This is a genomic window from Halorubrum sp. Ib24 (assembly GCF_002252745.1).
Classification (GTDB): Archaea; Halobacteriota; Halobacteria; order Halobacteriales; family Haloferacaceae; genus Halorubrum.
Genome location: NZ_NHOX01000019.1, coordinates 14,454 through 35,752 on the forward strand (window position 1 = coordinate 14,454; position 21,299 = coordinate 35,752).

Sequence of the window (21,299 nt, forward strand, 5' to 3'; positions counted from 1 at the left end):
ATCGGTCGCGACCGTCGCGGTCGGCGGCGCGCGGTCGCCTACCCCTCGACGGTCACGTCGAGGTGGACCGTCCTGTACGCGCTGTCGGCGGACGGCTCGTTCGGCACCTCGCCGTCGTACAGCAGGACCCGGAGCCGCAGGTTCTCGCCCGTCATCGACGGCGTCGCCTCCGGTTCGATCCGCACCGTCTCGCCGTCCGGGACGGTCGCCTCGAAGCGCCCGATCTCGTCTTCCGCTTCGACGGTCGTCCCGTTCGAGGACAGCCGTTGAAGCGTGACCACCCCGGTGTACTCCGCGCGGTCCCCTTCGTGATTCGCGACCGCGACGGTGACGGGGACGGACTCGTCGCCGGCGTACTCCGTCTCGAACCCCTCGGCGACGAGTTCCCCGTCCTCGTTCTCACTGAGCAGGTACAGCTCCGTGAACGACTCGTTTCCGGGGTCGGCGACCGCGGTGAAGCCGACGCTCGCGACGAGCAGCAGTACGCCGGCGGCGACGAGCGCGTTCAACAGCAGTTCGGCGTCGTTCTGCGGGGCGAACGGCGAGGTGGAGCGCAGCGACGCGGACTGCTTGCGGAGGAAGCCGTCGACGGCGGCGAGGGATCCTCCGCCCTCGACCCGGAACTGCCGGTCCGCCGGCAGGCGGAGCCGAGCGACGGTGGCGGCCACGGCGAACACGCCGATCCAAGCGACGACGAGGCCGAGGACGGGTTCTCGGGAGACGCCGAGGCCGGTGACGTCGGCCGCGAACGCGAGCAGGGGGACGACGCAGACGCTCAACAGCACGGAGAGGACCGCCCGTTCGAGACCGTCGAGCGCGCGCGCACGGTCCGCGTCGCGCTCCGTCGCCGCGCGGCCTGGGTACAGCGTCGCCGCGAGGACGTACCCCGGCAGGAACAGGACCATCGCGATACCGAAGAGGACTCGGAGCGGTCCGAACCCGACGTCGGTCGCGATAGCCCAGGCGGCGACGGCGCCGAGCAGCAGCACGAGCACGAGGTCGGCGAAAGAACGAAATCCGTTGCCCATCGTAAGCGTCCGTCTCTCGGCGCCGGCGACGTATCTATATCGGGAGCGTAAACCCGACTCTCGGTCGGTCCGCCTGGGCGAGTCAGACGTCTGTGACGAGCTCCCCGTCCGCGTACACCTCCACCGGTCCGGCCGCCTCGAACGAGGACGCCACGCCGATACAGCTGTACGAGTCCGCTTCGTCGGTCGTGCGGCCGGCGACGGTGCCGTCCGAGCGGACCTCGTCGAAGTCGTTTATCGTCCCCCCGTAGGCCGTGGACTTCGCGACGCTGCCGGTCACCTCGAACTCGTAGCGGACGGTCTCGCCCTTCCCGACGACCGTCAGGACGTTCGGCCCGATAAGCTCGGGGGGAACCGACTCCCCGTTGATCGCGACATCCACGTCGTCGGTCGCCTCGAAGTCCGTAAGGACGCCGTCGAAGGCGTACGCGTCCGGCTCGTCAGTCGCCCGCCCGGTGACGGTGCCGTTGTCGGCGATCGCGTCGCCGTCGTCAACCGCCGCGTCGCCCGCGGCCGATCTCTCGACGTCGCCGTCGACGGTGAACTCGTAGCGCGCCGCCGAGCCGCCGCCGCCGATCGTGATGCGGTCCCCGTCCGTCGGCGGGGCTTCGGCGGCCCGCCCGCCTCGCCGCCGGCGGTCCCGGCCGCCTCGCCGCCGTCGTCACCGACCGCGTCGCCCTCGGTCGGCCACGCACAGCTCCCGTCCGTCGAGACGCCGTCTCTGTCGACCGACGAGTCGCCGTCGAGGACGATCGCTTCGCCGGGCACCGACACCGTCGAGTCGCTGACGACGTTGTCCGCGCTGTCGTGGAAGACGATCCCGGCGCGGTCTTCGCCCGACTGCTCGACGCAGACGTTCCTGAGCTCGTTGTCGTCGCGGGCGAACTCGACCGGCGCCACGCGGTCACCGGCGCCCGTGATCACCGTGTCCTCGATCGTCCGGCTCCCCACCTCCGCCTCCGTCGCCGGGTCGACGTGGATCGCGTAGCTCGTCCGCGTGCCGCCGGAGCCGACCGTCGTGTACCGCGGCCCCACGTGGATCGCCGTGTCGCGGACAGTGAACGACCCGCCGCTGAACGCGCCGACGACGCCGCCGGTCCCGCGGCCGCTGATCATTCGGATCTCGCAGTCCTCGATCGCGACCGGTCCGGGGCCGTCGGCCACTCGGACGGCGCGGCAGTTCCCGTAGTCATCGGGCGGGTCGTCGACCCTGAACGTCGCGCCCGTCACGGTGCTTCCGGGCGCGCCGAGCCGAACGCTCGCGACGTTGTTGTTGCGGTAGAGCCCGCCGTCGACGTGGACCGCTCCCGTCCCGAGCGAGCCGTAGACCCCGTTGTTCGCGAACAGCTCGACGTGGCAGTCCCGGTAAGTTATCTCCCCGACCGGATCCGTGTAGATGCCGACGCTGTCGCCGCCGTCCGCGGCCCGCAGCCTCTCGACGGTCCCCGTTCCGTCCGCCTCGATGACCCGGAACCCGAACGCGGCCGTGCCGGCGTCGTGGTGGCCGCGTTTCGTCACGTCGCGAACGACGAGCCCGTCGTACGCGTGAACGGTCAGCGACGAGCCGACGCCCTCCCCGGTGTTGTCGATGACGAAGTTCTCGACGCGGACGTCCCGGTTGTTCGTCCCCGCGATCCACGTGCGCGGGTCGTACTCGTCGCCGGGGACGAGGACCGCCTCTCCGGTCCCGACCATCGCGAAGTTCGTCAGTCCGTACAGGGTGAGGTCGTTGACCCTGTATCGCCCCTCGGGGAACTCGATCCGTGTGTCGTCGCCCGCGTGGTCCGCGAACACGTCGTCGATCGGCTCGGTCCCCGTGTCGTCCGCGCCCGCCTCGACGATGTCGACGACCTCGACGTGATCCGAAGCGACGGCCGTTCCGCCGGGGACGGCGGACGCCGCGACGCCCGCCCCCACCGTCTTGATGATCCCTCGGCGATGCAACAGCGAACGCGTACCCTCTTCAGACATCGTGCGGCCACAGACGCCTGTGCGGGATGGTAATCGTTCGCGTAAATCGGGGGTGTTCCGCCGCCCGCTCCGCCGCTCACATCGGCTGTGTGACAGCCGTCGCTTATCGGTTTGCTAATCGGTCCGGACGCCGCGGTTTCACTCGCGGGCGGCGCCGCGGAGCCGGTCCGAGCCGCGCAGGCAGGCGCGACCGACGCCGGCCCCCGCGACGGCGACCCCGTAACTGCAGAGCAGAAACGGGGGCCAGTAGAGCCGGAACGCGAACTGGGGGACGACGCGCTCCCCGACGACCGTGAGCGCGACGAACAGCGCGTATCCCGGCGCGGCGAGCGGCGAGTGCAGCCGCGCGTCGAGCGTCCCGAGGACCAGCGGCACCGTGAGCAGTGAAAAGAGACACACCACGCCGGGTCCCGCGACGACGGTCCACCACGTGCCGCGGTCCGCAATCGCGTCGTCACGGTCCGCAATCGCGGCGTCGCGGTCCGCTCCCGGCCCTCCGTCGCTCTCGCTCGTCACGTCGCCGCCTGCGGTCGTCATATCGCCGACCCCCGTCGTTCGATCCCGTGCCGGGACAGCAACCGTTCGGCGATCAGCTCCGTCCACCGGACCTGCGTGTCGACGTCGAGGTAGAACTCCGTGAGCTCGACGAGCACGCCGGCGGTGTCGAGGTCCGCGCTCACCTTGTGGATCAACAGGGGAGACGTCCCCCCCAGCGTGTTGCCGCGCCGGAACCGGTGGGCCCACATCGACGCCGGGACCACCGCCTCGTTCACGCGGTCGGCGACGGCGTCCGCGTCGCTCGTCGCGCCGCCGGCCGCGGTCGGAAACAGCGCCTGCCCGACCCACCGGCCGTGCGTCCCGTAGATCCCCCGCGACCGGTGGAGGTCGACGACGACGTCCGGGTCCGCGGCGGCGACGAGTTCCCAGAGACTCCGCGCGAGCGGCGTCTCGGGCTCCCCGCCGATCGAGAACTGTCGGTTGAGGTCGCCGTCCGGCCCCTCGCGCTCGTTCCGGCGAACGGCGACGACGTTCGCCCACGGCACGACGACGACGGACCCGTTCGTCACCTCCCACTCAGCGATCCGTTCCGCGGCCCGATAGCCGCTCACCTCGTTTCCGTGGACCCCGCCGACGACGACCGCCGTCGGCCCGCTGTCGTCGGAGCCGACCTCGAAGTAGGGGGTTTCCCGTCTCGTCCCCGGGCGCACCGCTCCGGTCTCGACCGTCGTCTCCGCCGCCGGCGACGGCGGGCGCGGCTCGGGATCGTCGCCGGTCGTCGCACCGCGCGTTGCACCGACCCTCGCACCGCGCGTTGCACCGACCGTCGCGCCGGCCACCACGGAGCCCGCTACCGTCGCTCCCGCGGCGAGCACCGCCCGTCGTTTCATGTCCGGTTCACGCCCCCACAGACACGTTATTACAGCGATGGTAACCCCGGTGCGGCGGTGATCGAGGTCAGCGATCGCGCTCCGCCCGGTCCGCCGTCAGTCGCCGAACAGCCGGCGGCCCCGCGTCCGGGCGGCCTCGATCGCGTCGGGCAACGGCGGCGTTCCGTCCGCCGTCCACAGGGCCACGGTCGCGAGGAGCGTCGCGGCTTGCACAGCTACGTACGGCGTCGGATCGAGCGTGACGATCGACGCGAGGTACTCCGCGAAGTAGTGATCGAAGCCGGCGCCGAGGCTGACGTGACCGTCGGGCGGGGCGGATCCGAGCGGCCAGAGGAGGCGGTCGGCGACGAGTGCGCCGCTCCGAACGCTCGCGGGCAGCAGGTCGCCGAGCAGGTGCGACGCGTACCCGACCGCGAAGCCGTCCGCCGCCGCCGAGCGGTCCGCGTTCCGCGAGAGGGCGACGACGCCGACGAGCAGCGGAGCCGCGACGAACACCGAGTGCCCGAGCGCGGACCCCGTGGCGAACACGTCGAACTCCCACGCGAGCGGCTTATCGATCACGTCCGGAAGGACGGCCGCCGTCGCCATCGCGACAGTCGACGTCGCCTCCGGTGACTCCCCGTGTCTGACGCGCGTGTACGCCGAGTAGAGCAGATAGCCGAACGCGACGTGTTCCCATGGCCACATCGATCGCCGTTGGGCCCTCCCTCCGAAAAGTACGGCTTTGGTAATCCGATTCCGACCCGCGAGGCCGGAGACCGCTCCGGAATCGGACGGTATGATCGGTCGTTTACCACCCGCATAATAAGACCGGTTACGATCGAATTATCGACCGTGACGGGAGACGGAACCGACCGAGACGTCGAGCGGCTCACGGAGGCGATGAACGTAATCTCAAAGAAATGGCATCCGGTCATCGTCCAGCGACTGTTCACCGACGGGTCGCTACGGTTCAGCGAGCTCCAGGAACGCCTAGAGGGGATCTCGTCGAAAGTCCTCACCGAGAGCCTCGAGGAGCTCGTCGACAACGGGCTCCTCGACAGGACCGTCGTGAGCGAATCCCCGAAACGAGTCGAGTACAGCTTGACCGACGACGGGCGGGATCTGCAGTCGATACTCTCCTCGCTGGCCTCTTGGGGGGAACGGTACCTCGACCCCGACCCGACCGTCCTCGTCGTCGACGACGACCCGCGGCTCGTGGACATGTACGCCGGCTGGTTGGAAGAGGAGTACGAGGTCAAACGGGCGTATCACGGGGAGGGCGCGCTCTCTGAGCTGTCCGAAGACGTCGACGTCGTGCTGCTCGACCGCCGGATGCCCGGCATGTCCGGGGAGGACGTCCTCGCACAGATACGCGACTGGGGGTTCGACACGCGGGTGATCATTCTCACCGCGATCACTCCCGACTTGGACATCCTCGACATGTCGTTCGACGCGTATCTCACGAAACCGGGATCGAAAGAGCAGCTCACGCAGATGGTCACGGACGTGTTGACGAGGGACTCCTACGACGACAGGACGCAGGAGTACCTGGTGTTGAACGCGAAGCGAGCGCTGCTCGAAAGCGAGTTCGTGGCGACGGAGCTGGCGCGTGACGACCGCTACGAGCAGCTGCTCGACCGACTGGCGACGCTCGAGTCGGAGATCGACGACCCGACCGAGGGGCTCGACGACGCGGACCGGCTCGTCGCGACTCTGGAACCGGACGGCGACTCATGACGCGGTCTCATCATCTCACAACAACGCATGACTGACGATACGGCTCTATCCGTGCTGCTGATCGAGGACAATCCCGCGGACGCGCGAATCGTTCGGGAGCAGTACAAAACGGCGAAGGAGACGGGTCTTTTCGCACGCGTACTCGATAAAAGCGAGTTCGAGAGCATCCGGTTTACCCACGAGGAGGACCTCGACCGAGGAACGGCACGCCTCCGTGAGGGAACGTACGACGTCGTTCTCCTCGATCTCCAGCTTCCCGACAGCGAAGGCGCCGAAACGGTCGACGCCGTGGTCGACGTCGACCCGAACGTCCCCGTCGTGGTTCTGACCGGGATGCCGGAACAGCGGCTCGGCGGTGAAGCGATTTCGAGAGGGGCGCAGGACTACCTCGTGAAAGGGAAGCTGACCCCCGAACTGCTGCTTTTGACCCTCCAGTACGCGATCGAACGAAAAAAGCGGGAACGAATTCTCAGACGACGCTCGGATCGGCTCGCGATCCTGAACCGCCTCACCCGCCACGACGTTCGAAACGACGTGAGTCTCATCGTCGGTCGGGCCTCGGAGCTGACCGATCACGTCGATCCGCGCGGGCAGTCGATACTCGAGGAGATCAGACAGTCGGGCAACCACATCCTCGAGTTGACGGATATGATCGGTCAGGCCCTCGACGCGATGGCCGACGATCAGGACCCGCTCGGCGACGTGAACCTCGAGGCGCTCCTCGAGAACGAAGTCGAGAAGGCGACCCGCCTGCACGGGGGCGCGGAGGTGACGCTCGGGTCCGTCCCCGAGGCGTCCGTCAAGGCGAACGAACTCCTCTCGTCCGTCGTCGCGAACCTCGTCAACAACGGGGTGGTGTACAACGACAAGGAGACGCCGACCGTCCACGTCGACGCGGTGGCCGAGGGCGACACCGTCACGATCAGGGTCGCCGACAACGGGACGGGGATCCCGAAACACCGGCGCGAGGCCGTTTTCTCCGAACGGACGAACGGGGCCGAAAGCGCGGGACTCGGCGTGGGGCTGACCCTCGGCCACCAACTCGTCACTCAGTTCGGCGGCGAGATGTCCATCGAGGACAACGACCCCGACGGGACGGTGTTTCTCGTCTCGCTTCAGCGGGCCGAGGCCTCGGCCGGCCTCGTGTGAACTCCGTCGAGACAGTCACGGCGGTCGTCGCGGTCCGCCCGTTCGCCGGCGAGAGTATTCCCTGACGCGTGGCCGCGTCGCCTCCCCGACTGGCTATCGACGGGGACGCGACGCAGACGTTCGAGGAACCACCGTCTATCGGAGGCTGGACTCGCTCCTCGAAGAAAAAGTGAATTCCCGCGCGACCCTCGCCGCCGCGTCGGTTATCCTTCGGTTTCGCTGTCGGTCTCGTTGCCGGTTTCGCTGTCGGTCTCGTTGCCGGTTCCGCTGTCGGTCTCGTTGCCGGTTTCGCTATCGGTCTCGTTGCCGGTTCCGCTGTCGGTCTCGTTGCCGGTTCCGCTTCCGCTTTCCTCGTCAGTGCCGGTGCCGCTCTCGTCGTCGGTGCCGGTCCCGCTCTCATCGTCGGTGCCGCTCCCGCTCTCATCGTCGGTGCCGCTCCCGCTCTCGTCGTCAGTGCCGGTGCCGCTTTCGTCGTCGGTGCCGGTGCCGCTTTCGTCGTCGGTGCCGGTGCCGCTTTCGTCGTCAGTGCCGGTGCCGCTCCCGCTTTCGTCGTCGGTGCCGGTGCCGCTCCCGCTTTCGTCGTCGGTGCCAGTTCCGCCGTCGGTGCCGGTTCCGGTTCCGCCGTCGGAGCCGTTTCCTGTCCCGTCTGACGGCCCTTCCGGTTCGTCCGAACAGCCGGCGAGGCCGACGACTCCGGCCGCACCGACGAGGCTAACGAACTTCCGGCGATCGAGTTCTTTTCGTACCATGGGTTGAACCCATCGACCCATCCGTGCTCCTTGCCCATTGCTACGAGTCAGGTAAGCGGATAATCGCGCTGTTAATGATCAGCGGGACGGTGAAACCCGGTGTAACTGCGCGGTACGACGGTCGAAACGGCGATGGGCCGCGAACGACTGGTGTCGGTTCCGAGGCGACGGCGCTCTCGGTCGACGAGCCGCGGTCCAGCCGTCCGAATCGACCGGTTTTGCACGTCGGCGACCGGTCGAACGCGCACGCGGTTTCCCTCGTCTTACCGCGGGGTAACCGAACCGGTTACGCGAGTGTTGTCAGAGGTATATGTAGTTGGTCGTCCCGGTTTCTCGTACAGATGAGCAACAGTCGGATATCGTCCGGACGTCCGCAGGCAGAGTTCCCCGCCGAGCGATCGACCCCCACGGAGCCGTCAGTGGACCCCACGGATCGGTCCGTCGGCGAGCGGGCACGCCGGGCGGCGATCCAGGTCTGTAAGGGGTACCGAGCACACGACGACCGCGCCCGGTCAGCCGCGGTCGACGCGTTCGCGTTCGTCGATGACGCGCAGTTCGAACACCTCGACGCGGCCGAAGCCCGCTCCGCGGCGACCGCGCTCGTCGACGCCCTCTGGGCTAAAGACGACGTCGAGGGGTCGTTCGTTTCCGACGGCGTCGTCGAACGGCCGGCCGCCCTCTCGGCCGCCGAGTGGGACGACGTCGAGTCGCCCCTGCGTCGCCGCGCCCGCATCGTCGGAATGGACGAGGCGTACGGTCGACTGACGACCGAGAGCTGGAAACGGCACAAAGTCGGCGGAGAGTACTCCCGCCCCGCGCTGGAGGCCCAGCGCATCGAGGTCGCCGCCGCGATCGGAACCGAGGAGTATCCGACCAAGGACCGCGCGGGCCGGAGCGGCTTCGGCGAGCTCCCGGCGAGATACCTCGTCGCGATCGAGCTTCACGACGACCGGAACAACCGGTCGTCAGATCGGGCCATCGACGTGATGACGCCGTACTTCGAGACCATTCTCGCGGCGCACGAGGGCGACGATGTCTGACTGCTCGCCGGACACCCACCTCGTCGCGGCGAGGGAACTGCTGGTCGCGGTCGGACAGCGACACCCCCACATGCCGTCGGAACAACGGGCGCTCGTTCAGGAGGCGATCGAACACGTCGACCGGGTGCAGGACGCCAGAGGGCGAGATCGATGACCGGCGAGGACTCGGTGGGCGACCGGCCTGCTCCAGCCGACGAGACGAACATGGACTGGCCCGTCTTCAGCATCCGCCACACGTACTGTCCGGAAGACGTCGCTCCGAGCGTTTCCTTCGAGCCGAACGAGCTCGTGATGTACGACACGTCATCCGACATCGACGGTCGCTGGATATCCGCGTCATACGGTTCTCACACGCCGATATCAGACGTTCGGTGATCCGACCCGCAACCGCCGACGCCGGGCGCGCGTCTGCGACGGGTTCCACTGGCGGAGTTTGAATTTCGGCGTCGTTATCGACTCACGGTGTTGTTTTCCACTCTCGACGGCGTTGTCGACTCTCGGCGGCGTCGCTGACTCACTTCGTTCGCCCCCGACAGAGCCCGCTATTCGACCACGAAGATAGCGCCGTCGGCCCGAATTTGGAGCGTGAGGTCGGAGACGACGAGAGACAGTTGCGCGTCTTCGCCGCCCGCCTCCGACGTGAACAACCGATCGAGCGCGTCGGGATCGACGATGCGCTGTATCCCGACGTCGAACTGCTCCGGTCGCCGATCGGTGACGATGGCGACCGCGTGCGTGCACCGCGTGAGTTGCTCCTCGTCGGCACGCCAGTCAGGCGGGAACCGGTGGACGTACTCGTCCTCCGACGGAGAGGGAGGCCCGTGATAGTTGGGATCCATACCCGAAACATCGGTTCTGTTCTTGTTAATCTTTGCCACCGTACAGGTAACCGCCCCGGTGACTTCGTGGTAACGACCCCGATTCGGCGTCGGTTCGTCGCCGTTTTCGGCGCGAATCCGACGAAACTGGATGCAATCCGCTCGAACCGATTCCCATAATTATAACAGCACGTCACCTAAGACAGAGCCGAGTCACGCAGGTGGCTGTTGGTCGACATGGACAAGGACACCACTCACTCCGGGACGGTGCTGATCGCAGAGCACCATTCGCCAACCATCCGTCTCCTCGAGCTCGCGTTCGAGGAGGTCGCACCGGAAGTCACCGTCGAGTTCGTGAACACGGGAACCGCCGCGATCGAACGGCTGGCGAGCGTCGAAGACGACGCCAGACGCCCGGAACTCGTGCTTCTCGATCTCAACCTCCCGCTGAAAAGCGGGCACGACGTCCTCAGATGGCGTATGGGCTCGGACGACGTCGGCAGAATCCCGGTCGTCGTCGTCTCGGACACGTCGGACCCCACCGCCGCACGTCTGTGTTACGATCTGAACGCCCAGGCGTTCATCAGTAAACCACAGGGCTGGGAGGGGTTCCTCGACCTCACGAGCGTGCTCGTGAAACACTGGTTCCAGTACGCGGAGAGCCCGGCGATCCAGTTCCCCTCCGACGGCGCGCAATCGGAATTCGAGCCGACGGAGCGGTGAGCCACCGGACCGACGACAGCGCTCGCGTCTCCCGAGCCGCCTCGTCGACCGCGACCGGAGGCATTAGATCCCACTTAAGTATGGGAGCGACGCGACTACCGCGGCACTGAATGCAAGTCATCGTCCTAGCGGCCGGTCGCGGCACCCGGATGCGTCCCCTCACCGAGAACGTCCCGAAGCCGATGCTGCCCGTGGGGTCGGCTCCGATGGTGGAACGCGTCGCGGAGGCGGCCGTCGACGCCGGCGCGGAACGGCTCGTCTTCGTGGTCGGCTACGAACAGGCGTCGGTCCGCGAGCACTTCGGGTCGCGTTACGAGGGGGTTCCGGTGACGCACGTCGAACAGGACGAACTGCTCGGCACGGCGGACGCCGTGCGGGCCGCGGCCGACCACGTGGAGGGTCAGTTCGCCGTCCTTAACGGCGACAACATGTACGACGCCGAGAGCCTCCGCCGGCTGTTCGACTCCGGCCCGGGCATCGGCGCGTACCGCGTCGAGACCCCCTCGAACTACGGTGTCCTCCGGACGCGCGGTGACGCGGTAGAGGGGCTCGTCGAGAAACCGTCCGACCCGCCCTCGGACTTGGTGAACGCCGGCGCGTACGTGTTCCCGGCGGACGCGACCGCCCTCCTCGACGTTCCGAAGAGCGAGCGCGGCGAGTTCGAGCTGACCGACGTGGTCAATCGCGTCATCGACGACCGGCCGGTGTCGTTCGTCGAGTTCGATCGATGGAGCGACGTCGGGCGCCCGTGGGAGCTCCTCGAAGCGACCGCGTCGGAACTGGAGCGGCAGCCGCGGCGGCTCGACGGCTCGGTTCATCGGGAGGCGACGGTCTCCGGGAACGTCGTCGTCGAACCCGGCGCGTCGGTGAAACGTGGAGTCACGATCGAGGGCCCCGTCCGGATCGGGGCCGGGAGCACCGTCGGGCCGAACGCATACCTCCGCGGCGCGACGTATCTCGGCGCCGACGTCCGCGTCGGGAGCGGCGTGGAGATCAAAAACAGCGTCCTCATGGCCGGGACCGCCGTCCCGCACCTCTCGTACGTCGGGGACAGCGTTCTCGGTCGCGACGTCAACCTGGGTGCCGGAACGAACGTCGCGAACCTCCGACACGACCGTGAGCCGGTGAAACACACGGTGAAAGGCGACCGGGTGTCGACCGGCCGTCGGAAGTTCGGCGCCGTGATCGGGGACGGCGCTCGAACCGGGATCAACACCAGCCTCGACCCCGGCGTCACCCTCTCGGCGGGCGCGACGACGACGCCGGGGGAGCGCGTTTCGCGCGACAAATAGCCCGTCGCGTCCTCACCGTCAGGGGTCGTCTGTCGCGCCGTCGTCGTCGCCGGCAGCCGAGTCACGCTCGTTGCGGGCGGATTTACTAGGGCGATAATAACGGCCGGAGAGCGCGAACCCTCCCCTATCACACAGCGGGGACTCCAGTTCCAATGACACAACCAAACCGACGGCGACAGTCGTCGAGCGACAGTATCGACCGCCGGCTCCAGCAGCTGCTGATCGTGTTCGGGATCGGCCTCTTCATCGCGGGGCTGGCGTTCGCCGGATTCTTCGGCGGGGTGGCCGGAGCGATCGGATCGCTCACCGACGGCGGAGCGAGCACACCGGACGCGGGTGACACGTCCGAGCCGCCGACCGCCCCGGACGCCGACGGGACGGAAAACGAATCGTCACCCGACGGGGGCGACGGCGAGACCACGGCGGACGAGGACGGGAGCGACGGTGAGACCACGGCGGAGGATGAGACCGGCGCGCCCGAGTTCGACGTGGTCGAGCTCAGTGTCTCCGAGGAGGCGACGGCCGGCGAGGACGCAACCGTCGAATACACCGTCACGAACGGCGGCGATGCCGACGGTTCGACCGATGTCAGCGTCAGGCTCGGCGATGAGCGGGTCCGGTCGTACTCCGTCAGCATGGACCCCGGCGAGGAGGAGACGTACCGTCACAGCGTCGACACGGACGGGGACGACTCCGGGACGTCCCGGGTCTTCGTCGAAACGGATCACGACAGCCAGGACGCCCGGATCGATCTGACGGAGAACGACAGCGAGAACGGCGACGACCGCGCCGGTGGGGATAATCGTCAAAACGGCGACGACCGCGCCGGTGGAAACGACAACGACGACGGCCGGAACAACGACGACGAGAACGACAGCGACGGGAACGACGGCGACGACCGCGCCGGTGGAAACGATAACAGCGACGACAGTCAGACCAACGGTGGAAACGACAACAGCGACGACAGCCAAACCACCGACAGCGACGACAGCCAAACCAATGATGGCGGAAATAGTAACGCCGGTAGCCGGAACAGCGGTGACGGAAACACCGATGACGGCGGAGACGGGGACACTCGCCCCGCCGAATTCAACGTGACCGGGCTCAACGCCCCCGAGGACGCGACGGTCGGCGAAACGGTCTCCGTCGAATACACCGTCGCCAACGATGGCGGATCCGACGGCTCGACCGACGTCGATCTCTCGTTTGGCGACGAACAGGTCCAGTCGGACTCCGTCAGCGTGGACGCCGGCGAGCAGGAGACGTCTCGACATACGGTCAACACGAGCAGATACGACCCCGGAACGCGCCGGGTCGTCGTCGACACTGGCGACGACACGCGTGAGATTCAAATCGAACTGACGGAGAACGACACAGATGACGGAAACGCGACGGACAATGTAACCACGACCGACGGCGAAAGCGCGACAGACGGCGGAAACACGACTGATAGCGGAAACACGACTGATAGCGGAAGCGCGACAGACGGCGGAAACACGACTGATAGCGGAAACACGACCGATAGCGGAAGCGCGACAGACGGCGGAAACACGACTGATAGCGGAAGCGCGACTGATAGTGGAAACGCGACAGACGATGTGAATGCGACCGACGGAGGAAACACGACTGATAGCGGGAACGCGACCGATGGCGGAAACGCGACTGATGGCGAAAACGCGACGGACGATGTAACCACGACCGATGGCGGAAACGCGACCGATGGCGGGAATACGACGGACAATGGGAATGCGACTGACGGCGGAAATGCGACTGACGGCGGAAATGCGACTGACGGCGGAAATGCGACTGACGGCGGAAATGCGACCGACGGCGGAAACGCGACCGATGACGGGAATACGACGGACGATGACGGAACCACGAGCGACGACGGTGGAATTCTCGGAACAGACCTCTTCGCCCCGCTAGCCTCCCCGCTATCAACTGCCTAAAAGACGGTGAGAGCGGGCGATACGCCCGATCGCAACTCCGGGGAGGCGAGCGAAAACGGTGCGGCGTCTTGCCACGGCTGCTATCCTGTCACGACCACTGGGCGATCGGGTTCGGACGGGCGTCTCCGCTCTGGGAACGACGTCGCACGGAGGTCGAGAGGCGGTCCGGAGGCGCCGCCTCAGTCCAGGCTGAACAGCGATTCCGGATCGTGATCGGTCCCCGTCGCGCACTCGAGCCACACGAGCGCGTCGTTGATCCGGAGCTTGATCCGCGGCGGTAATCGGTGTACGTCAGGTGAGTCCGGAAAGAGCCGCCCGTCCATCCCGGCGGCGGCGTAAATCTCGTCTCGGTCGGGCCACGGCGTTCCCGGCGCGTCGACGCCGGGGAGGGTTCGCCTGAGGAACCCCTCTATCTGGTTCAGCATGTACGACTCGTGCGGCCGGTCCGGCGGTCGATGCCTCAGGATATCGTCGTCGATGAGCCCCAGCGCCCGCTGGAACGTCTCCCCGTTCCGGTGCTCTGGCGGCGTCGAGAGGTGCCAGTCGAGTATCTCCGCGTCGGCCGCGATGAGGCTCTCGACGTGGTTGTCGGCGATCTGCGTTCGGAAGGGGAGCGCCGGCGTGAGCTGGATTCCGAGCATCGCCATCGCGTTCAACGTCGAGTCGCACCGCTGGCCGTAGCTCTGGATGGCGGTCGTGACCGACTCCTCGAACAGCTCGTCGACGGTCCCGTCCCAGTCATCGCCGCCCGCGAGCGGCGCCCCGTCGCCCCAGAAGCCGAGCCGCGTCCGGTAGTGGTCGACCGGGTCGGGATCCGACTCCAGCCCCCCGATCGGGAGCGAGTGACCGACGGCGTCGATCGTGCGGGACGGGACGTAGTGGTCGCGCAACACGGTGTCGAGGAACAGCCCGTGGTACATCTTCGACGGCGTGAGCGCGTCGCGGTTGCCGCGGTGGTGGATGTGGAGCGATTCCCGTATCCCGCCGGTGTACCGGACGACGTCCGGGTCGGCGTCGAGGTAGCGGTCCGTCACCGGCAGGAGTTCGTGGTCGACGCCGTACTGCGTCGCGACCTCCCGGGCGACTCGCACTTCGGGCGCCGTGGGCGTCCCGAGGGTGTAGCTGACGTCGATGTCCGACACCGTCGCGAGCAGCAGCCGCGAGTCGTAGCCCGCGCTCGCCAGCGCACCCGCGGACGCGCCGTCGCCGTCGCGACGGGCGACCGCACGCTCCAGCCGTTCCGCGAGGTCAGCCGCGTGGTCCGCCTGCGAGCCGTCGCGCGGTCGATACACGAAGCGTTCCAGTTCCGTCGTCGACCGCTCGCCGAGCGCGGCGTCGAAGGGGACCCGCCGCAGTCGTTCGAGCAGCGTCCTGTTCTCGAAGCTCACGCCGAAGTGGACGAACTGGTTCAGCGCGCGGTCGTCGATCGACGGGTCCTCGACGAGCCGCGCGACGCCGACCGGGTCGGTTCCGAACGCCCGGTACCCGTCTCGGTCCGTGACGTAACACTCCACGGATCGGAGGAGGTCCGGGGCGATCGCAGCGGTCCCGTCGTGCTCCACGGCGACGAGATAGGCGCCGTTGAGCTCGTCGAACGCGTCCGTCCCGACGGCCGCGAACCGTTCGTAGACCCACTCGGACGCGTCGATATCCGTCGACTCGGGCGGGAACAGCTCGCCCCAGACGACACAGCAGCCGTCCGGGCCCTCGTACACGTGACTCCGTTCGCGGTGGCGGCCCTCGCTCCCGCGGAGGCCGATCGTCACCGTCTCGCCGGCGACGACCCTGTCGAACTCCGTCGCCGGCCGACTCGCGTCGAGGCGTTCGCGATCGCCGAAGACGCCGAACAGCTCGTCGTTCATCAGCCCCGATTCGCTCGGTGACGAGGTGGTTCCCGGTCGGGACCGGGCCGGTTCGTCGTCCGACGGGGGCGTTTCGACTGTGGCGTCGGTCATCGGTCGCATCTCGCGGTCGTGTCGGTGCTCACTGTTAGTTGACCGTCACGCTCTTCGCGAGGTTGCGCGGCTTGTCGATCGGGCGATCCAGTAGCTTCGCGGAGTAGTACGAGACGAGCTGGAGCATGACGTTCGCCAGCAGGCCGTTGAGGTCCGGGTGCGTCGACGGGACGCGAACGACTTCGTCGGCGAAGTCGACGTCGATCCCCTCGCCCGCGACGGCGATCACGTGCGCGCCCCGCGACTGGGCTTCCGTCGCGTTGATGCGGGTCCGCTCGTCGTTCTCTCCGGTGAAGAGGGCGAACACCGGGACGCCGTGGGTCACGAGCGCCAGCGGGCCGTGCTTCAACTCGCCGGAGGTGAACCCCTCGGCGTGTTCGTAGGTGATCTCTTTGTACTTCAGCGCGCCTTCGAGCGCGACTGGGTACGCGAGTCCGTGGCCGATGAAGAAGTACTCCTCCTGATCGGTGTACCGCTCGCAGAGATCGGTGACGCGCGAGGTGGACACGACGTCGTCGATCTGCCCAGGGAGCCGGGAGAGCGCCGCCACGAACTCCTGCGTGTCGTCTCGTGGGGTCGCGCCATCGATGTCGGCCGCGAACTCCTCGGCGAGCATCGCGAGCGTGACGACCTGCGAGGAGAACGTCTTGGTCGCCGCGACGCCGATCTCCGGACCGGCCCGGATGTACACCGTCGAATCCGCCTCCCGCGAGACGGTCGACCCGACGACGTTCGTGACGGCGAACGTCCGGGCTCCGTCGCGTTTCGCGGCGTTGAGTGCGGCGAGCGTGTCCGCCGTCTCGCCGCTCTGCGTGACCGCGATGACCAGCGTTTCCTCGTCTTTCGGGACGGTGTCCCCGTACTGGCTCGCCCGGTACGACGTCGCTCGGATGCCCCTTTTGTTCAGGATCCTCGCGCCGTACATCGCGGCGTGGTACGACGTTCCACAGGCGACCAAGTGGACCTCCTGAACGTCGGCGAACGACCCGTCCGGGAACGACTCGAGCTCGATCATCCCGCCGTCCGGATCGGCCCGCCCTTCCAAGGTGTCGGCGAGGGAGGTCGGCTGCTCTTCGATCTCCTTGATCATGAAGTGATCGTACCCTCCCTTGCCGGTCTCGCCCGCGCTCCACTCGACCGTCTCGACCGGTCTCTCCCGCTCCGTCCCGCCCCGTTCGAGGAACGAGTAGCCGTCCGGGGAGACGGTGAGAACGTCGCCGTCTTGGAGGTACACCACCTGATCGGTGTGCTCGAGAAACGCGGGCACGTCGCTCGCGAGGTAGTAGCCGCCCGCCTCGGCGTCGTCGCCGATCCCGAGCACGAGCGGGGAGCCTTCCCGCGCCGCGTATACGGTCTCTGACCCCTCGATCAGGACGGCGATAGCGTAGCTCCCCGCTATCCGGTCTACCGTCTTCCGGAACGCCGTCTCGGGGCCGTCACCCCGGTCGAGGTACCGTTCGATGAGGTGGGCGACGACCTCGGTGTCCGTGTCGCTGGTGAACCGGTATCCGCGGCCGCGGCACTCCTCTCGGAGGGTCTCGTAGTTGGAGATGATCCCGTTGTGGACCACCGCGACGTCCTCAGACCCGCTCGTGTGCGGGTGGGCGTTCTCGTCGGTCGGCGGCCCGTGGGTGCTCCAGCGCGTGTGCCCGACGGACATCTCCCCATCGGGGAGCCCGCGGGAGAACCGCTCTTCGAGGTCGCTGATCTTCCCGGCGCGCTTGCGCACTGCGATGCCCTCGGCCGTGCTAACGGCCACCCCGGCGGAGTCGTACCCCCTGTACTCGAGGTTCTTGAGGCCGCTCAGAACGCGGTCGGCCGAGTCGTCGACCCCCACGCACCCGATGATACCGCACATCTCAGTGCTCACCCCTTCGGACGGGAGGCGTTCGACGTTCGTCGCGGGCTGTCGTCGTTCTCGAGCCGGGCGCTCGAGCGGTGTCCGACGTCGGCTCATTGGAGACTGCCATGCGTACCACGGCCTATCGGTGTTATCGGGGATTACTATCGAGAGGCTAAGCGGGCGACTTTCGGTCGTTCGAAATCGTTCGCTCGGACGCCGCCCGCCCGGAATCGCTTACTCGGACGATAACCGAGCGCCGTCGGTCGCGAGAAGGGCGCTGTAGATCGAGTGCAGATCGGTCGCCATACGCTCCGCCGTATGCGCTCTCACGCGCTCGCGGCCGTTCGATCGGCCGGCGGACCGGAGCGTCGCGTCGAGCGCGTCGGCCAGTTCGTCGTCGGTGTCGGCGACGTGGCTGTTCTCCACGTCGGCGAGCGTCTCGGCCGCGAACCCGACGTCGGTCGAAACGACCGGCACGTTACAGGCGGCCGCTTCGCGGACGACCATCGGACCGCTCTCGCGCTCGGAGGTAACGAGGAGGACGTCACAGGCATTCATGAGGTAGGGCATCTCTTCGTACTCGCGCCCGTGGATCGCCTTGATCTCCGCGTTCACCACGGCCTCGGAGACGACCCGCTGTGCGCGTTCGAAGTCCTTCACGTCCCGGTCCGTGTCGTACGGGAAGAGGACGAACCGCTTCGACTGGTCCCACCCGAGCCGTTTCCGCGCCTGGGTCCGGTCGATGGGCCTGAACAGCTCGAGGTCGACGCCGAACGGGACGACCTCGTGGTCGCAGCCCAACCGCCGAGAGACGGCTTCATTCGGGGCGATGACGGCGTCGCTGTGTCGAGCGGCGAATCGGGTGACCCGGTCGAGCCGGTTCGAGTATCCCATCACTTCCGACCCCCACAGCGTCAACACGACCGGGCGAACCGGCTGTGCGAGCGCGAGCGGCCCGACAAGCCCGTAGTTCGCGTGGACCAGATCGTACGACCCGCTCGCCTCGGCGAGGACGTCGCCGTACGTCTCCGCGTACGCGCGGATCCCGCGGGGGTCGCCCTCGGCGGCGTCGCCGCGGACGACGAGCGTCGTGCAGTCGACGCCGCGTTCCTCCAGCGCGTCGACCTGCTGGGTGAAAAACGCCTCCTCGGACGACGCCAGCTGCAGGACGCTGAGGTCCGTCACGCCGGCACCCCCTCCACGCCGAGTGCCCGCAGTATCGAGCGGTGCGGGTCCGTCTTCTCGTCGAGCAGGCGGTCACGCCGCGCCTCGAAGTCATGGTCCTCGTCACCGTTCAATACGCGTTCCGCCGTCTCGATCGCCCGGTCGTGTCGGAACGAGCCCTGACAGTTGTACAGCAGCCCGTATCGCGCCTCGAGCTCGTCGGTGTACCCCATCCGGAGCGTGTTGACGTACACCGCGGGCGTGCCGAGCACGGCGCTCTCGGCCGCCATCGTCGCCCCCTCACCGAGATACACGTCCGCGTGCGCGAGCAGGTGGTGGACCTCCTCCGGCGGGACGTCGAGGGCGCGATCGTCGAGATCGCTCGACGTCTGCACCTCCGAGGTCACCCGGACCTGCGCGCCGGCCGCCTCCAGCCGTTCGACGACGTCGGTCACGTCGGCCATCCCCCCGGCGCCGACGTCGTGCATCGCGTCCCAGTCGGTGAGCCGGACGACCGCGAGCGGCTCGGCGGGGTCGACTCCTGCCGCCTCCGGCACGCTCGGGTCCGGGTCGAACCGGTTCGGATGCAGGTACGCGAGTTCGTGATAGCCCGCGTATCGGGCGTGTTTGGGGCCGAAATCCCGATGGAAACAGTCCGGCGTGTGGATCGCGTCGGCGAACGGCCTCGTGAGCGCGTTCGACAGTCTCGCGTGTTCGGTGTCGGTGAACGCGACGGTTCTGGCGCCGGCCACCGTCCCCGCGTGGGACGCGGAGAGGCCGCCGATCCCCGTCACGACGTCCGGGCGAAACCGGAGCAGTCGACGGAGCAGTCGGGATTCGAACAGCAGCTGCGACGTCACGAGACCCCCCATCGACCCGTTTGCGGTGTCGGTCAGCACGGTGTGCTCGATGCCGAACGCGTCGAGCAGCGCGGTCGTTATCTCCGAGTCGCGAACGTAGACCCGCGTCTCGTGGGCGGTCGGTTCGAGCGCCTCGATGACGTGCCGGTAGAAATGCACGTGCGGCGGTCGTTGGATCGTCACGGCGATCTTCATGCTTCCCCCGCCGGGACGGTCGTCCCGCCGCGATCCGTCGCGCTCCGACGGGCTCGGGAGGCCGTCGAGCTCATAACCGTCGGTACTCGTAGCCGGCCCGGCCGATCTCGTCCCTATCGGCGACGCCGTCCACGTCGACGAACACCGGGTCCGAATTGAGCGATTCGGCCACCCGCTCGTAGTCGAGATCGGCGAAGGCGTCGTGCGGGGTCGCCAGCACGATACCGTCGAAGTCGTCGAACGAGCCCAGGGTCGCCGTCTCGGTCCCGAACGCGTCGGCGATCACCTCGTCGTCGACCACCGGGTCACAGACCGCGCAGTCGACGTCGTACTCGCCGAGCGCGGCGACGAGGCTCTTCACTTCCGACGTTCGAATATCGCCAACGTTCGGTTTGTACGCGGCTCCCAGGATCAGCAGCCGGGCGTCCCTCGGGACCGTTCCCACCGCGTTGAACGCCTTGACCGTGACCTCCGCGACGTGTTTCGGCATGTACTCGTTGACCTCCCGTCCCTGGAAGATGAGCTTCGGAGAGAACCCGGCCCGCTCGGAGCCGTGGGCGAGGTAGAGCGGGTCGACCGGGATGCAGTGGCCGCCGACGAGGCCGGGACTGTAGTCGTGGAAGTTCCACTTGGTCGCGGCGGCGTCGATCACCTCGCTCGTGTCGAGGCCGAGGTGGTCGCAGATGATGGCCATCTCGTTCATCAGGGCGATGTTGAGGTCGCGCTGGACGTTCTCGAGCACCTTCGCCGCCTCGGCGGTCTCGATCGAGGGCGCCCGGTAGACCCCGGCGTCCACGGCGGAGTCGTACAGGGCGGCGAGCTCCTCGAGCGACCTCGCGGTGTCGGCGCTCACGATCTTGACCGCCTCCTGCAGCGTTCGCCCCTGATCCCCGGGCGAGAGCCGCTCCGGCGAGTAGCCGACGTGAAACTCGTCGCCGAGCGTGAACCCGGAACCCTCCTCCACGATCGGCGCCACGGTGTCCCGCGTGACGCCGGGGTACACCGTCGACTCCAACACGATCGTCGTGTCCTCGCTCACGTGTTCGGCGACGGTCTCCGCCGCGCTCCTGACGAACGCGAGCTCGGGGTTTTGCCCGCTGTCGAGCGGTGTCGGAACGGTGATGAGGACGTAGTCGGCGTCGCGGATCGCCGTCGGGTCGTCGGTGAACCGGATCTGGCTGTCGGCGATCCGGTCGTCTCCCAGCTCCTCCGTGGGGTCGCGGTCGTTCCGGAACTCCGCGACTCGGTCCGGGTCGATATCGTAGCCGACGATGTCGTACCCCTGCTCGTCGAACGCGACCGCGAGCGGGACGCCGACGTAGCCGAGCCCGACGACACACACCGTCGCGGACTCGACGTCGGGCGCGCGGTCGGCCGTCGACCGCTCGTCCGCGGCGCGTTCGACGACGCCGTCGGCGTAGCTTCGCTCGCGGCTCGTGGAAGGCGTCTGGTACAT

General features: G+C 67.8%; 21 protein-coding genes. 8 read left to right on the forward strand and 13 right to left on the reverse strand.

Annotation, left to right across the window (positions count from 1 at the left end):
• Positions 1-38 precede the first annotated feature (38 nt).
• The 6 genes from DJ82_RS04115 to DJ82_RS04140 form a co-directional block, all read right to left on the reverse strand.
• Positions 39-1,028, reverse strand: coding sequence for a DUF1616 domain-containing protein (locus DJ82_RS04115; RefSeq protein ID WP_094525752.1), 990 nt, complete (start codon positions 1,026-1,028; stop codon positions 39-41).
• A gap of 82 nt (positions 1,029-1,110) precedes the next feature.
• Complete coding sequence (locus tag DJ82_RS04120) at positions 1,111-1,410, reverse strand: hypothetical protein (RefSeq protein ID WP_094581126.1); 300 nt, start codon at positions 1,408-1,410, stop codon at positions 1,111-1,113.
• Positions 1,350-2,999 (reverse strand): hypothetical protein, encoded by a 1,650-nt coding sequence (locus DJ82_RS04125; protein WP_198948010.1) that lies wholly within the window; start codon positions 2,997-2,999, stop codon positions 1,350-1,352. Before DJ82_RS04125 ends, DJ82_RS04120 begins: the two co-directional genes overlap by 61 nt.
• Positions 3,000-3,137: 138 nt before the next feature.
• Complete coding sequence (locus tag DJ82_RS04130; RefSeq protein ID WP_198948011.1) at positions 3,138-3,536, reverse strand: hypothetical protein; 399 nt, start codon at positions 3,534-3,536, stop codon at positions 3,138-3,140.
• Positions 3,533-4,387 (reverse strand): succinylglutamate desuccinylase/aspartoacylase family protein, encoded by an 855-nt coding sequence (locus DJ82_RS04135; RefSeq protein ID WP_094581127.1) that lies wholly within the window; start codon positions 4,385-4,387, stop codon positions 3,533-3,535. The genes DJ82_RS04130 and DJ82_RS04135 overlap by 4 nt, the downstream gene beginning before the upstream one ends.
• Before the next feature lie 96 nt (positions 4,388-4,483).
• Positions 4,484-5,074, reverse strand: coding sequence for a metal-dependent hydrolase (locus DJ82_RS04140; protein ID WP_094525754.1), 591 nt, complete (start codon positions 5,072-5,074; stop codon positions 4,484-4,486).
• Positions 5,075-5,221: 147 nt separating this feature from the next.
• On the opposite strand from DJ82_RS04140, the gene DJ82_RS04145 reads away from it, so the two are divergent.
• Together DJ82_RS04145 and DJ82_RS04150 are read left to right on the forward strand one after the other, a co-directional pair.
• Positions 5,222-6,106, forward strand: coding sequence for a winged helix-turn-helix transcriptional regulator (locus DJ82_RS04145; protein WP_241881413.1), 885 nt, complete (start codon positions 5,222-5,224; stop codon positions 6,104-6,106).
• A 27-nt stretch (positions 6,107-6,133) separates the two neighbouring features.
• Complete coding sequence (locus DJ82_RS04150) at positions 6,134-7,255, forward strand: hybrid sensor histidine kinase/response regulator (RefSeq protein WP_094525755.1); 1,122 nt, start codon at positions 6,134-6,136, stop codon at positions 7,253-7,255.
• A 203-nt stretch (positions 7,256-7,458) separates the two neighbouring features.
• Here the strand turns inward: DJ82_RS04150 and DJ82_RS04155 are convergent, their stop codons facing one another.
• Positions 7,459-8,004, reverse strand: coding sequence for a hypothetical protein (locus DJ82_RS04155; RefSeq protein ID WP_094581128.1), 546 nt, complete (start codon positions 8,002-8,004; stop codon positions 7,459-7,461).
• A 419-nt stretch (positions 8,005-8,423) separates the two neighbouring features.
• Here DJ82_RS04155 and DJ82_RS04160 point away from each other — a divergent pair, with 419 nt between their 5' ends.
• From DJ82_RS04160 to DJ82_RS04165, 3 genes are read left to right on the forward strand one after another with little or no spacing between them, the layout of a single operon-like run.
• Positions 8,424-9,044, forward strand: a complete 621-nt coding sequence (locus DJ82_RS04160; RefSeq protein ID WP_141212532.1) for a hypothetical protein — start codon at positions 8,424-8,426, stop codon at positions 9,042-9,044.
• Entirely contained in the window at positions 9,037-9,198 is a 162-nt protein-coding gene (locus tag DJ82_RS14755; RefSeq protein WP_158217275.1) for a hypothetical protein, read from the forward strand. Before DJ82_RS04160 ends, DJ82_RS14755 begins: the two co-directional genes overlap by 8 nt.
• Positions 9,195-9,419 (forward strand): hypothetical protein, encoded by a 225-nt coding sequence (locus tag DJ82_RS04165; RefSeq protein ID WP_094525758.1) that lies wholly within the window; start codon positions 9,195-9,197, stop codon positions 9,417-9,419. The genes DJ82_RS14755 and DJ82_RS04165 overlap by 4 nt, the downstream gene beginning before the upstream one ends.
• A 167-nt stretch (positions 9,420-9,586) precedes the next feature.
• Here DJ82_RS04165 and DJ82_RS04170 read toward each other — a convergent pair whose 3' ends face one another.
• On the reverse strand, positions 9,587-9,883 hold the full coding sequence (locus DJ82_RS04170; protein WP_094525759.1) for a HalOD1 output domain-containing protein: 297 nt from the start codon (positions 9,881-9,883) through the stop codon (positions 9,587-9,589).
• A gap of 216 nt (positions 9,884-10,099) precedes the next feature.
• Between DJ82_RS04170 and DJ82_RS04175 the strand changes: the two genes are divergently transcribed.
• The 3 genes from DJ82_RS04175 (at position 10,100) to DJ82_RS04185 (ending at position 13,826) form a co-directional block, all read left to right on the forward strand.
• A complete protein-coding gene (locus tag DJ82_RS04175; RefSeq protein WP_094581129.1) occupies positions 10,100-10,585 on the forward strand; it encodes a response regulator in 486 nt (161 codons plus the stop codon).
• Between the two features lie 110 nt (positions 10,586-10,695).
• A complete protein-coding gene (glmU, locus tag DJ82_RS04180; protein ID WP_094525761.1) occupies positions 10,696-11,877 on the forward strand; it encodes a bifunctional sugar-1-phosphate nucleotidylyltransferase/acetyltransferase in 1,182 nt (393 codons plus the stop codon).
• Positions 11,878-12,029: 152 nt separating this feature from the next.
• The gene (locus DJ82_RS04185; protein WP_094581130.1) at positions 12,030-13,826 is read left to right on the forward strand and encodes a CARDB domain-containing protein; all 1,797 of its coding nucleotides are present in this window, start codon (positions 12,030-12,032) and stop codon (positions 13,824-13,826) included.
• A gap of 179 nt (positions 13,827-14,005) precedes the next feature.
• Here DJ82_RS04185 and DJ82_RS04190 read toward each other — a convergent pair whose 3' ends face one another.
• From DJ82_RS04190 to DJ82_RS04210, 5 genes are all read right to left on the reverse strand, one after another.
• Positions 14,006-15,781, reverse strand: a complete 1,776-nt coding sequence (locus DJ82_RS04190) for an asparagine synthase-related protein (protein WP_198948012.1) — start codon at positions 15,779-15,781, stop codon at positions 14,006-14,008.
• A gap of 34 nt (positions 15,782-15,815) precedes the next feature.
• Positions 15,816-17,639 carry a glutamine--fructose-6-phosphate transaminase (isomerizing) gene (glmS, locus tag DJ82_RS04195; RefSeq protein ID WP_094557775.1) on the reverse strand — a complete coding sequence of 608 codons (1,824 nt, stop codon included), beginning with the start codon at positions 17,637-17,639 and terminating at the stop codon, positions 15,816-15,818.
• 219 nt (positions 17,640-17,858) lie between these two features.
• Positions 17,859-18,809: a glycosyltransferase family 4 protein gene (locus DJ82_RS04200; protein WP_094581131.1), complete on the reverse strand. Its 951-nt coding sequence runs from the start codon at positions 18,807-18,809 to the stop codon at positions 17,859-17,861.
• On the reverse strand, positions 18,806-19,843 hold the full coding sequence (locus DJ82_RS04205) for a DUF354 domain-containing protein (protein ID WP_094525765.1): 1,038 nt from the start codon (positions 19,841-19,843) through the stop codon (positions 18,806-18,808). The genes DJ82_RS04200 and DJ82_RS04205 overlap by 4 nt, the downstream gene beginning before the upstream one ends.
• Before the next feature lie 70 nt (positions 19,844-19,913).
• Positions 19,914-21,299, reverse strand: a complete 1,386-nt coding sequence (locus DJ82_RS04210; RefSeq protein ID WP_094525766.1) for a nucleotide sugar dehydrogenase — start codon at positions 21,297-21,299, stop codon at positions 19,914-19,916.

What these genes read in the sequence shown, in the direction of transcription:
- DJ82_RS04205 (WP_094525765.1), bottom strand. Translation starts at nt 19,843, where the DNA reads ATGAAGATCGCCGTGACGATCCAACGACCGCCGCACGTGCATTTCTAC.
- DJ82_RS04170 (WP_094525759.1), bottom strand. Translation starts at nt 9,883, where the DNA reads ATGGATCCCAACTATCACGGGCCTCCCTCTCCGTCGGAGGACGAGTAC.
- DJ82_RS04210 (WP_094525766.1), bottom strand. Translation starts at nt 21,299, where the DNA reads ATGTACCAGACGCCTTCCACGAGCCGCGAGCGAAGCTACGCCGACGGC.
- glmS (WP_094557775.1), bottom strand. Translation starts at nt 17,639, where the DNA reads ATGTGCGGTATCATCGGGTGCGTGGGGGTCGACGACTCGGCCGACCGC.
- DJ82_RS04125 (WP_198948010.1), bottom strand. Translation starts at nt 2,999, where the DNA reads ATGTCTGAAGAGGGTACGCGTTCGCTGTTGCATCGCCGAGGGATCATC.
- DJ82_RS04130 (WP_198948011.1), bottom strand. Translation starts at nt 3,536, where the DNA reads ATGACGACCGCAGGCGGCGACGTGACGAGCGAGAGCGACGGAGGGCCG.
- DJ82_RS04190 (WP_198948012.1), bottom strand. Translation starts at nt 15,781, where the DNA reads ATGACCGACGCCACAGTCGAAACGCCCCCGTCGGACGACGAACCGGCC.
- DJ82_RS04115 (WP_094525752.1), bottom strand. Translation starts at nt 1,028, where the DNA reads ATGGGCAACGGATTTCGTTCTTTCGCCGACCTCGTGCTCGTGCTGCTG.
- DJ82_RS14755 (WP_158217275.1), top strand. Translation starts at nt 9,037, where the DNA reads ATGTCTGACTGCTCGCCGGACACCCACCTCGTCGCGGCGAGGGAACTG.
- DJ82_RS04185 (WP_094581130.1), top strand. Translation starts at nt 12,030, where the DNA reads ATGACACAACCAAACCGACGGCGACAGTCGTCGAGCGACAGTATCGAC.
- DJ82_RS04150 (WP_094525755.1), top strand. Translation starts at nt 6,134, where the DNA reads ATGACTGACGATACGGCTCTATCCGTGCTGCTGATCGAGGACAATCCC.
- DJ82_RS04175 (WP_094581129.1), top strand. Translation starts at nt 10,100, where the DNA reads ATGGACAAGGACACCACTCACTCCGGGACGGTGCTGATCGCAGAGCAC.
- glmU (WP_094525761.1), top strand. Translation starts at nt 10,696, where the DNA reads ATGCAAGTCATCGTCCTAGCGGCCGGTCGCGGCACCCGGATGCGTCCC.
- DJ82_RS04135 (WP_094581127.1), bottom strand. Translation starts at nt 4,387, where the DNA reads ATGAAACGACGGGCGGTGCTCGCCGCGGGAGCGACGGTAGCGGGCTCC.
- DJ82_RS04140 (WP_094525754.1), bottom strand. Translation starts at nt 5,074, where the DNA reads ATGTGGCCATGGGAACACGTCGCGTTCGGCTATCTGCTCTACTCGGCG.
- DJ82_RS04165 (WP_094525758.1), top strand. Translation starts at nt 9,195, where the DNA reads ATGACCGGCGAGGACTCGGTGGGCGACCGGCCTGCTCCAGCCGACGAG.
- DJ82_RS04155 (WP_094581128.1), bottom strand. Translation starts at nt 8,004, where the DNA reads ATGGTACGAAAAGAACTCGATCGCCGGAAGTTCGTTAGCCTCGTCGGT.